Consider the following 11,072-nt stretch of genomic DNA (forward strand, 5'->3'; position numbering starts at 1 on the left):
CCCGAGGCCCTGCTCGACCGCGGGATCAGCGAAGTCGAGCCCGAACCCGCACGCGAGTTCGCGGGCCAGGCCGCGCGCCGACAGGCAGTACCCGCGGTCCGGGGTGACGTTGAGCTCGATGACGGTGTCGGGTCCCGCCGCCCCGGCGTCGAGGACCGGCCCGGCCGGGTCGCCGGGCTCCGCCGTGCCCTCGGCCAGGACGATGATGCCGCTGTGGTCGGATCCGATCCCCAGCTCGGACGCCGAGCAGATCATGCCCTCACTGGGCTTGCCGTACGTCTTCCGCCTGCCGATCTCGAACCCACCGGGAAGGACGGTTCCCGGCAGCGCGACGACCACCAGGTCGCCCGCCTCGAAGTTCCGCGCCCCGCAGACGATCTGCTGCGGTTCGTCCGCACCCACGTCGACCAGGCAGAAGCGGATGGGTTTCTTGAACCCCTCGAGCTCCTCGATACTGCTGACCCGACCGATCGTGAGCGGTCCCGAGATCTCGGGCAACTGCTCCGGCTCGCCCTCGACCTCGAGGCCGACGCGCACGAACCCCGCGTCGAGCTCGGCCGGGGTCACCGACCAACCGTCGTTGGCCCGCTGCAGGATCTCGGTCAGCCAGGACTGCGCAATTCGCACTGTGGGGGTCCTTGTTCTTCTCGGGTGGAAGGGGCGGTGGGTCAGGCGCGGATGCCGAAGGGCAGCGAGAACCGCACGTCCCCCTCGACCATGTCCCGCATGTCGGACAGTCCGTTGCGGAACTGCAGGGTGCGCTCGAGGCCCATGCCGAACGCGAACCCCGAGTAGACCTCCGGGTCGATGCCGCAGGCGGTCAGCACGTTGGGGTGGACCATCCCGCACCCGCCCCACTCGACCCAGCCCGCGCCCCCCTTCTTCCGCGGGAACCACACGTCGACCTCGGCAGAGGGCTCCGTGAAGGGGAAGTAGTTGGGCCGCATCCGGGTACGGGTCTCCGGTCCGAAGAGCGCGCGGGCGAAGGCGTCGAGCGCACCGCGCAGGTGCGCCATGGTCAGCCCCTTGTCGATCGCCAACCCCTCCACCTGGTGGAACACCGGGGTGTGGGTGGCGTCGAGCTCGTCCGTGCGGAACGTCCGACCGGGGCAGGCCACGTAGATCGGCGGCTCCCGATCGAGCATCGTCCGGATCTGCACGGGCGAGGTGTGGGTGCGCAGCACCTGGCGGCTGCCCTCGGGAGCGATGTGGAAGGTGTCCTGCAGGGTGCGCGCGGGGTGGTCCGGGAGGAAGTTCAGGGCGTCGAAGTTGTAGTGCTCCGCCTCGACCTCCGGGCCCTCGGTGATCTCCCAGCCCATCGCCACGAACACGTCCGCGACCTGCTCGGTGATGATCGTGATGGGGTGCTGGGCGCCCACCGGAGCCCGACCCGACGGCACGGTCAGGTCCAGGGTCTCGGCCACGAGGACGGCGGCGTCACGCTCCGCCTGCAGCTCGGCGAGGCGGGCGTCATAGGCCTGCTGGACCCTGCCCCGCGCCACGTTGACGGCCTTTCCGGCGGAGGCCTTCTGCTCCTTGGGCAGCGACCCGAGGGTCCGGCGTCCCAGCGCGATCGGGCTGCGGTCGCCCAGGTGGGCGGTCTTGGCGGCGGCCAGGGCGTCCAGGTCCGTGGCGGCGGCGAACGCCGCCTCGGCCTCCGCCGCGTACCCCGCCAGCGACTCCTCGTCGATCCGCACCTCGACAGCGCTCGTGTCTTCGCTCACCTGTGCTCTCGTCCTCCCCGTCACGGCGATCTCCGGCGACCGCCGGCGGCATCCCGCAACAGACTAGTCGATCGGGATCGGACCCCCCGGCCCACCTGCGCGTACCCCCTCGCCGCGAGGGGTCACCCGCTAACGCACCTCGTGAACGGCCCCGGAGTCCACCACGAGCTCGCGGGTCCCCCGGAAACCCTGGCGCATCCGCCGGTCGTGGGTCACCAGCAGGACCGTGCCGTCGAAGGCCTCCACGGCCTGCTCGAGCTGCTCGATCGCGGGTAGGTCCAGGTGGTTGGTGGGCTCGTCCAGCACGAGCAGGTTGACGCCGCGCTGCTGGAGCAGGGCCAGCGCCGCCCTGGTCCGCTCCCCCGGGGACAGGGACGCGCACGACCGGGCGACGTGCTCGCCGCCCAGTCCGAACTTGGCCAGCACCGTCCGACCCTCGGTGGGGTCCAGACCCGCCGGGTCCGCGGCCACGCAGAACGTGTCCAGCAGGGGCCCCGGGCCACCGAACTCCGCGCGGGCCTGGTCGACGCGACCCGCCGCGACGCCGGCTCCCGTGCTCACCCGCCCGGTGTCCGGGAGCCGATCGCCCGCGAGCAGACCCAGCAGCGTGGATTTGCCGGACCCGTTGGCGCCGGAGATCAGCACCCGGTCCCCCGAGTCGATCTGCAGGGTCACCGGACCGAGCGCGAAGTCTCCGCGGCGGACGACGGCGTCGGACAACACCGCCACGACCGACCCCGACCGGGGCGCGGTCGCGATCTCCATCCGCAGCTGCCACTCCTTGCGCGGTTCGGCCACCACGTCGAGCCGCTCCATCGCACGCTCGGTCTGGGAGATCTTGGCGGCCTGCTTCTCCGACCGCTGGCCGGCCCGGTTGCGGATGTGCTTGTCCTTCTCGGCATCCTTGCCGCCCGACTTGCGCATGGTGTTGCGGACGCCCTTGTCGAGCCACGTCTTCTGGGTCTGCATGCGGTCCTTGAGCTGACCGACCCGGCCCGCGTACTCCTCGTATGCCTCGCGCGCCCGCTGCCGCGCCAGCGCGCGCTCGGCGAGATACGACTCGTATCCTCCGTCGAACACCGTGATCTGCCGCTGGGCCGAGTCGAGCTCGACGATCCCGGTCACACACCTGGCCAGGAACTCACGGTCGTGACTGACCACCACCATCGGACGCCGCTCGGTCCGCATGAAGTCCTCCAACACCGCGAGCCCCGCCAGGTCGAGGTCGTTGGTCGGCTCGTCCAACAGCAGGATCTCGTACTGGCTGAGCAGCACGGCGGCGAGGGTGACACGGGCGGCCTGGCCGCCCGAGAGCGCCGACATCGGCAGACCCAGAACGGCGACGTCCAATCCGAGCCGGGCGGCGGTCACCGGGATCCGCTCGTCCAGGTCTCCACCGCCGAGGGCCAACCATCGCTCGAGGGCGTCGCCGTAGGCGTCGGCGGCCGAGTCCGAGTCCGCCATCTGCAGCGCGAGTGCGTCCATGTGCTCCTGCGCGTCGGCGACCCCGGTGGCGCGGTGCAGGAAGTCGCGCACCTCCTCGTCGTCGTGGCGCTCCACCTCCTGACGGAGGAACCCCACCGTCGCGTGCGGTGGGCTGACGGTGACCGTCCCCGACATCTCGGCGTCGGGAGCGCCGGCGAGGGCGTGGAGCAGTGTCGATTTGCCGGCGCCGTTGGGTCCGGTGAGCCCCCAGACGTCACCCTCGGCGACGACGAGGTCGAGACCGGTGAACAGGGTCCGCGCACCTCGTGAGGCCCCCAGGCCGCGGGCGGTGAGGGTGGCGGTCACGAGGCGGCGGCCTGCAGGCGCGCGCTGGTGTGGAGGCAGATCGAGGCAGCGGTGACGATGTTCAGGCTCTCGGCCCGCCCCCGGAGGGGGATGCGCACGCGGACGTCGGCAGCGTCGGCCAGCGCGTCGGGGACGCCGTGCGCCTCGTTTCCGAAGACCCACGCGGTCGGCCGGGACAGCACGTCGTCGGCGTGTTCGATGTCCACCTCACCGTCGCCGGTGGCCACCGCGACCTGGAGGCCCAGCCGGTGGGCGCGGTCGACCAGGTCCGTCTCGGCGATCCCGCGCACCACGGGGAGATGGAAGAGGCTGCCGGCGGAGGCGCGGACCGCCTTGGTGTTCTCCGGATCCACCGCGCCCCCGGTGAGCCACACGCCGTCGGCGCCGAGTGCGTCCGAGACGCGGATGAGGGTGCCGACGTTCCCCGGTTCGGCCAGCGCCTGGCCCACCGCGACGAGGCGCACAGACCCCTCGTCCGGGTCCCCGGGGTCGCGGACGACCGACCGGCACAGCGCGACGATGCCCGTGGGCGAGACGGTGTCCGACAGCGCCCTGATCGCACGGTCGGTCACCACGGAGACGGTGACCCCGGATGCCGATGCGGTGGTCACGAGGGTGGCGAACCGGTCGAGCGAGTCCGGGCCGCAGAACACCTCGATCGCCGCCCCGGTCGTCAGGGCCGACTCGACCGAGTTGGCCCCCTCCGCGAGGAAGCGCCCGGCCTTGCGCCGGGCGGCCGCGCGGTGGAGCTTGGATGCGGAAACGACCCGCGGTGTCCGTTCGGTGAACGGATCCGCGGGTCGTCCGGTGCCCTCCCCGGGCAGGGTGCTGTGCGTCACATTCGCAGACGTCAGGCAGCCGGCGCGTTGACGTCGGCCGGCAGGGCCTTGCGCGCGACCTCGATGAGCGCCGTGAAGGCGGCCGGGTCGGTGACGGCCAGGTCGGCGAGCACCTTGCGGTCCACCTCGACGCCCGCGAGCTTGAGGCCCTGGACGAAGCGGTTGTAGGTCATGTCGTTGGCGCGGGCCGCCGCGTTGATGCGGGTGATCCACAGCTTCCGGAAGTCGCCCTTGCGCGCGCGACGGTCACGGTAGCTGTAGGTCATCGAGTGGAGCATCTGCTCCTTGGCCTTGCGGTACAGCCGCGAACGCTGCCCGCGGTAGCCCTTGGTGGACTCGAGTACGGTCCTACGCTTCTTCTGGGCGTTGACTGCCCTCTTCACGCGTGCCACTGGTCAATCCTCACTGATCTGGGTGGTCACCTCACGGCGACCGGAAGTACTACGTATGGGAGAGGGCTCAGAGCCCGAGGAGCCGCTTGATGCGGGGGACGTCGGCCGGGGCGACGTCCGTGCGACCGTCGAGACGACGGGTGCGCTTGGTGGGCTTCTTCTCCATGATGTGGCGGCGGTTGGCCTGCTGGCGCACGAGCTTGCCCGTCCCGGTCTTCCGGAAACGCTTGGCGGTGCCCTTGTGGGTCTTCATCTTCGGCATGATCGGTCTTCCTCACATGGTTCGTCCCGGAGACCGGCGGGGTCTCGGGTGAGCGGACGACGTGCGTCCGGTGGTCGGTGTGGTGCCGGAGTCCTACTCCGAGGCGGGGTCGGTGACCTTCGACTCCTGCGCCTTGACCCGGGTCTTGGCGCCCTTGTGGGGGGCGACGACCATGGTCATGTTGCGGCCGTCCTGCTTGGCACTGGTCTCGACGTATCCGTATTCGGTGATGTCGTCCGCCAGGCGCTGGAGCAGCCGGTACCCGAGCTCGGGGCGGGACTGCTCGCGACCGCGGAACATGATCGTCACCTTGACCTTGGAGCCCTTCTCGAGGAAACGGACCACGTTCCCCTTCTTGGTCTCGTAGTCATGGGTGTCGATCTTGGGCCGGAGCTTCTGCTCCTTGACCACGGTCTGCTGCTGGTTCTTCCGCGACTCGCGCTCTTTCTGCGCCGCCTCGTACTTGAACTTTCCGTAGTCCATGATCTTGCAGACCGGCGGGCGCGCGGTGGGCGCGACCTCGACGAGGTCCAGATCGGCCTCCAGGGCCAGACGAAGTGCATCCTCGACGCGAACGATCCCCACCTGCTCGCCCCCGGGGCCGACGAGTCGGACTTCGGGGACACGGATTCGTTCGTTGATACGTGCTTCGGCGCTGATGGGCCCTCCTCGGTAGATGGTGCTCTGTCCGCGACCGCTCGCGCGGTCGCGCATCCGCCCTCGAGGTACCCACGGCACCACCGGACACACCGGCGATACCGAGAAGGCCCCACGGCACGGATACCGGGGGGCCTCTCACTCCTCACCCGTCGACGAGACGTCTCCGCGATACGCTCGCAGACCCCTCGTCGGGGGTGGTGACCATCAAACAACCCAGGGCGTCGGATGGTGGGAGATCGGGCTCCTCTTGGACGTCGGAACCCACCACGAAGCGGATTCCCACAGTCGGAGCAGAACTCTACCAGGATTCCCGGGGACCCCCAAACCGGTCCGACCGCCCGGAGTCGCCCGGCCCGTGGGACAGTGTTCGGCATGAACACCGACCACCCCGCGTCCACAGATCCCGCCGCCGACGCGACCGCAGAGAGTTCTCTCGAGGACCATCTCGACGCCCGCGAGGTCGAGATCGTCGAACTCGCCGACGTCCCCGCCCAGGAGATCATCTTCCGCTCGATCGTCGTGCTGATGAGCGCCGCGGCGGAGAAGCTGGGGCTGTCCGACGACGACCCGACCGCGAGCCCGCATCTCGACCTCGACGAATCGCGCAAGCTGATCACCTCGCTCGCCGGACTCGTGACCGGGTCCGCCGAGTACCTCGGGCCGCAGGCCAGCGTGGTGCGGGATGGACTCCAGGGGTTGCAGCGCGCGTTCCGCGAGGCCAGCGCGTTCCCCGACGAGCCCGGCGAGGGTCCCGGCGAGAAGTTCACCGGCCCCGTCTACTGACCCCCGACTGCCCGCCGCCGGGGTACGCGACGCCACGGTCGCACCCTCCGGCGTCGGGTCAGCGCAGGGCCCGTGCCTTGCGTGCCGCCTTGGCCGCGGTCTTGTCCGACGCCGTCTTCCTCGCGGGCGCCTTCCTCGCGGGCGCCTTCGCGGCCGCGGCCTTGCTCGCCGCCGCCTTCTTGGCGGGCGCACCACCGACCGACGCCGGGACGGTCCGGGATCCCTCCGGGCCCTCCTGAGTGACCGGGAGGACCTGCGCGAGGAAGCGACCGGTGTGACTCTCCGGCACCGCCGCGACCTGCTCGGGGGTGCCCTCGGCCACGACGACGCCACCGCCGGCGCCACCCTCGGGCCCCATGTCGATCACCCAGTCGGCGCTCTTGATCACGTCGAGGTTGTGTTCGATCACGATGACGGTGTTGCCCTTGTCGACCAGCCCCTGGATCACCAGGAGGAGCTTGGTGATGTCCTCGAAGTGCAGACCCGTGGTGGGCTCGTCGAGGATGTAGACGGTCCGTCCACTCGACCGCTTCTGCAGCTCGGCCGCGAGTTTGACCCGCTGCGCCTCACCGCCGGACAGCGTGGGTGCCGACTGGCCCAGACGCACGTACCCCAGGCCGACCTGCGAGAGGGTCTTGAGGTACCGGTGGATCGAGGTGATCGGCTCGAAGAACTCGCACGCCTCCTCGATGGGCATGTCGAGCACCTCGGCGATGGTCTTTCCCTTGTAGTGCACCTCGAGGGTCTCGCGGTTGTACCGGGCGCCGTGACACACCTCGCACGGGACGTAGACGTCCGGCAGGAAGTTCATCTCGATCTTGAGCGTGCCGTCCCCCTGACACGCCTCGCAACGGCCGCCCTTGACGTTGAACGAGAACCGCCCCTGCTTGTAGCCCCGGACCTTGGCCTCGGTGGTCGCCGCGAACAACGTCCGGATCTTGTCGAACACCCCGGTGTACGTGGCCGGGTTGGACCGCGGGGTGCGACCGATCGGTGACTGGTCCACCTGGACCAACTTGTCGAACGACTCCACCCCGTCGATGCGGGAGTGCCGTCCGGGAACCTGGCGCGCCCGGTTGAGCTGGTTGGCCAGCGAGGTGGCGAGGATGTCGTTGACGAGGGTGGACTTACCCGAGCCGGACACGCCGGTGACGGCACACAGCACACCGCCCGGGAACACCACGTCGACGTTCTTGAGATTGTTCTCGCGTGCCCCGCGCACGTGGAGGACCTTCTCCGGGTTCAGTCCACGCCGCGTGTCGGGCACCGCGATCGACCGCCGCCCCGCCAGGTAGTCACCCGTGAGCGACTCCTCGCTGGCCAGCAGCCCCTCGTAGTCCCCGGAGTGCACCACCCGTCCGCCGTGTTCGCCGGCCAGGGGGCCGATGTCCACGATCCAGTCCGCCGCGCGGATGGTGTCCTCGTCGTGCTCCACCACGAGCAGCGTGTTCCCCAGGTCCCTCAGCCGGACGAGAGTGTCGATCAGGCGACGGTTGTCCCGCTGGTGCAGACCGATGGACGGCTCGTCGAGCACGTAGAGCACGCCGGCGAGACCGGACCCGATCTGGGTGGCCAGCCGGATGCGCTGGGCCTCCCCGCCGGACAGGCTGCCCGCCACCCGGTCCAGGGACAGGTAGTCCAGTCCCACGTCGAGGAGGAAACCCATGCGGGCCTGGATCTCCTTGAGGACCCGGCCGGCGATCATCGCCTGGCGGGAGTCCAGTTCGAGGCCGTCCAGGAATTCGGCGCAGTCCGCGACCGACATCCGGGAGATGTCGGCGATCGACCGGTCACGCCCGCCGGGGCCGGTCATCGTGACGGCGAGGATCTCCGGCTTGAGACGGGTCCCCTCACAGGCGGGGCACGGCACCTCCCGCATGTACCCCTGGTAGCGCTCCTTCTGCGACTCCGACTCCGTCTGCTCCAGTCGGCGTTTGAGGAACGACATGACGCCCTCGAACTTGGCGTCGTAGGTCCGGACCCGGCCGTAGCGGTTCTTGTACCGCACCCGGACCTTCGTCGACGCCCCTCCGAGCACCGCCTTGCGCACCTTGGCGGGCAGGTCCTGCCAGGGCGTGCGCAGGTCGAAGCCCAGGTCGTCGGCCAGCCCCGAGAGCAACTGCTGGAAGTAGTCGGCGCTCTGGCCCCCCGACCACGGGGCGATCGCGCCGTCCGCCAACGACCGCTCCGGATCGGGTATCACCAGGTCGGGGTCCACCTCGAGGTGCGAGCCGAGCCCGTCACAGACCGGGCAGGCGCCATAGGGGGAGTTGAAGGAGAACGCACGGGGTTCCAGGTCGTCGAGCCCGATCGGGTGACCGTTGGGGCAGGCCATGTGCTCGGAGAACCGGCGCCGCCGGCCGGGGTCGGCCTCGTCGAGGTCAACGTAGTCGATGACGATCACCCCGTCCGCCAGTCCCAGCGCGGTCTCGACGGAATCGGTGAGCCGCTGGCGGGAGGACGGTTTGGCGGCGAGGCGGTCCACGACCACCTCGATGTCGTGCTTCTCCTGCTTCTTGAGCGTCGGCGGCTCCGCGAGGGTGTGGAGTTCACCGTCCACCCGCACGCGGTTGTACCCGTCGGCCGCGAGTTGGGCGAAGAGGTCGACGAACTCGCCCTTACGGGTGCGCACGACCGGCGCCAGCACCTGGAACCTGGCGCCCTCCTCCCCCTCGAGGATCTGGTCGACGATCTGCTGAGGGGTCTGACGCGAGATCACCTCTCCGCACGTCGGACAGTGCGGAACACCCGCCCGCGCGTAGAGCAGACGCAGGTAGTCGTAGACCTCAGTGATGGTGCCCACCGTCGACCGGGGGTTCCGGTTGGTGGACTTCTGGTCGATCGACACCGCCGGAGAGAGTCCCTCGATGAAGTCGACGTCCGGCTTGTCCATCTGACCGAGGAACATGCGCGCGTAGGAGGAGAGGGACTCCACATACCGACGCTGCCCCTCGGCGAAGATCGTGTCGAAGGCCAACGAGGACTTGCCGGAGCCCGACAAGCCCGTGAAGACGATCAGGGAGTCGCGCGGGACGTCGATGTCCACGCCCTTGAGGTTGTGTTCCCGTGCGCCGCGGACGACCAGACGGTCCACCATGGGTACTCCTTCCGAGGGGGATGACGCCACGGACCCGTGGCGGTGGCCGTGCGCGCCGCATGGCCGCCGTCCCGCAGACGAAGGTACCAACGAACCCCGACACGCTTACCACCACGAACCGCCGTCGCCGTCAGTAGCCTGCAGATATGTCGAATCCCACCGAGTCCGTCCCCGAGCACATCACCCTCACCGAGGGCTACTCCGGCCGCCTGGGTGGCCGCCTGACCGGTGAGCGCTGGACCGTCGGCCCGGCCCGGTTGTCCAAGATCTCCGTCGGGGAGATGGACAACAGCGTCTACGTGATCGAGTCCGTCTCGACGGGCGCGGCACTCCTCGTCGACGCCGCGAACGACGCACCCCAGCTCATCGCGCACCTGAGGGCGCAGGCCCCCGGAGTGAGAGAGGTGGTCACGACCCACCTGCACGCCGACCACTGGATCGGCCTGTCGGAGACCGTCGAGGCCCTCGGCCTCACCACCATCGCCTCACCCGGTGACGCCGGGGACATCCACGTACCGACCGACCGCCACGTCTCCCACGGTGACGAGCTCGTCGTGGGGGACCTGCGCCTCGGGGTCATCGGTCTGCGGGGACACACCCCGGACGGCATCGGGCTCCTCCTCCGCACCGAGGAGGGGACCCACCTGTTCCCCGGCGACTCCCTCTTCCCCGGCGGACCGGGCAAGACGGGCACCCGGGAGCAGTTCGACACCCTCATGGACGACCTCGAGTCCCGGGTCTTCGCCGTGCTCGAGGACGACGTGGTGGTCCACCCCGGGCACGGGGACGACACCACGCTCGGGGCCGAGCGTCCGAACCTCGGCACGTGGCGAGAGCGCGGCTGGTGACGCCCGACGGCACCGACCGACCGGCCGATCAGAATCGTTATCCGGCCCCCGTCACAGCTGATCGTCCCAGCGCATCACGCAGGTCCGTAGGGTCCGTGGCGGGGGACGATCCTCCGACCGGAGGCGCCGGGCCGGGGTTTTCACTAGGTTCGACCACGCATCCCAATTCCCAGGAGGAACGATGATCCGACGACTCGCACGACCCATGCTCGCCACGGTGTTCGTCATCGACGGCGTGGAGACGCTACGCAATCCGCAGGCCCATGTGGCCAAGGCGGCCCCGCTCGTGGACAAGGCCGCACCCCTGGTGGAGAAGGGCGAGCAGGCCGTCAACGAGCACGTGACGACCTCCGTGCCGCCGGTCACCAAGGACACCGAGACCCTGGTCAAGGCTCTCGCGGGAGTCAAGGTCGGTGCCGGTGTGCTGTTCGCGCTCGGCAAGGCCCCCCGCCTGTCGGCCCTCGCCCTCACGGCGTCGCACCTGCCCACGACCGTCACCCGCAACGACTTCTGGGCGGAGTCCGACCCCGCCGCCAAGAGCCGCAAGACCACCGGCCTGGCCACCGACGTCGCCCTGCTCGGTGCGCTCCTGCTCGCGTCGGTCGACACCGCCGGCCAGCCGGGCCTGACGTGGCGTGCCCGCAAGGCCGGGGACACGGTCGCGGCCAAGCTGCCC

10 protein-coding genes and 1 pseudogene are annotated in these 11,072 nt (G+C 70.0%); 3 read left to right on the top strand and 8 right to left on the bottom strand.

All coding sequences use genetic code 11. The features are described from left to right. From G6028_RS11680 to infC, 7 genes and pseudogenes are all read right to left on the bottom strand, one after another. A pseudogene (locus tag G6028_RS11680) lies at window positions 1–627 on the bottom strand (phenylalanine--tRNA ligase subunit beta); the annotation flags it as partial. A gap of 41 nt (window positions 628–668) precedes the next feature. Continuing rightward, entirely contained in the window at window positions 669–1,724 is a 1,056-nt protein-coding gene (gene pheS, locus G6028_RS11685; RefSeq protein WP_095717213.1) for a phenylalanine--tRNA ligase subunit alpha, read from the bottom strand. 129 nt (window positions 1,725–1,853) lie between these two features. Next, a complete protein-coding gene (locus G6028_RS11690) occupies window positions 1,854–3,515 on the bottom strand; it encodes an ATP-binding cassette domain-containing protein (protein WP_182658969.1) in 1,662 nt (553 codons plus the stop codon). Next, window positions 3,512–4,354: a TrmH family RNA methyltransferase gene (locus G6028_RS11695; protein ID WP_182658970.1), complete on the bottom strand. Its 843-nt coding sequence runs from the start codon at window positions 4,352–4,354 to the stop codon at window positions 3,512–3,514. Before G6028_RS11695 ends, G6028_RS11690 begins: the two co-directional genes overlap by 4 nt. Window positions 4,355–4,365: 11 nt before the next feature. After that, window positions 4,366–4,746, bottom strand: a complete 381-nt coding sequence (gene rplT / locus G6028_RS11700) for a 50S ribosomal protein L20 (protein WP_095717216.1) — start codon at window positions 4,744–4,746, stop codon at window positions 4,366–4,368. Window positions 4,747–4,813: 67 nt separating this feature from the next. Further along, window positions 4,814–5,008: a 50S ribosomal protein L35 gene (rpmI, locus tag G6028_RS11705; protein ID WP_007630819.1), complete on the bottom strand. Its 195-nt coding sequence runs from the start codon at window positions 5,006–5,008 to the stop codon at window positions 4,814–4,816. A gap of 93 nt (window positions 5,009–5,101) precedes the next feature. Then, window positions 5,102–5,722 carry a translation initiation factor IF-3 gene (gene infC, locus G6028_RS11710; protein ID WP_095717217.1) on the bottom strand — a complete coding sequence of 207 codons (621 nt, stop codon included), beginning with the start codon at window positions 5,720–5,722 and terminating at the stop codon, window positions 5,102–5,104. Between the two features lie 318 nt (window positions 5,723–6,040). Here infC and G6028_RS11715 point away from each other — a divergent pair, with 318 nt between their 5' ends. Further along, window positions 6,041–6,451: a DUF1844 domain-containing protein gene (locus G6028_RS11715; protein WP_095717218.1), complete on the top strand. Its 411-nt coding sequence runs from the start codon at window positions 6,041–6,043 to the stop codon at window positions 6,449–6,451. Window positions 6,452–6,509: 58 nt separating this feature from the next. Here the strand turns inward: G6028_RS11715 and uvrA are convergent, their stop codons facing one another. Continuing rightward, a complete protein-coding gene (gene uvrA / locus G6028_RS11720) occupies window positions 6,510–9,548 on the bottom strand; it encodes an excinuclease ABC subunit UvrA (protein WP_182658971.1) in 3,039 nt (1,012 codons plus the stop codon). A gap of 146 nt (window positions 9,549–9,694) precedes the next feature. Here uvrA and G6028_RS11725 point away from each other — a divergent pair, with 146 nt between their 5' ends. Together G6028_RS11725 and G6028_RS11730 are read left to right on the top strand one after the other, a co-directional pair. Continuing rightward, on the top strand, window positions 9,695–10,396 hold the full coding sequence (locus G6028_RS11725; RefSeq protein WP_182658972.1) for an MBL fold metallo-hydrolase: 702 nt from the start codon (window positions 9,695–9,697) through the stop codon (window positions 10,394–10,396). 181 nt (window positions 10,397–10,577) lie between these two features. After that, window positions 10,578–11,072 (top strand): DoxX family membrane protein (locus tag G6028_RS11730; RefSeq protein ID WP_182658973.1); only part of this gene is annotated, 495 nt, incomplete at its 3' end.

The organism is Dietzia cercidiphylli, assembly GCF_014145145.1.
Classification (GTDB): domain Bacteria; phylum Actinomycetota; class Actinomycetes; order Mycobacteriales; family Mycobacteriaceae; genus Dietzia; species Dietzia natronolimnaea.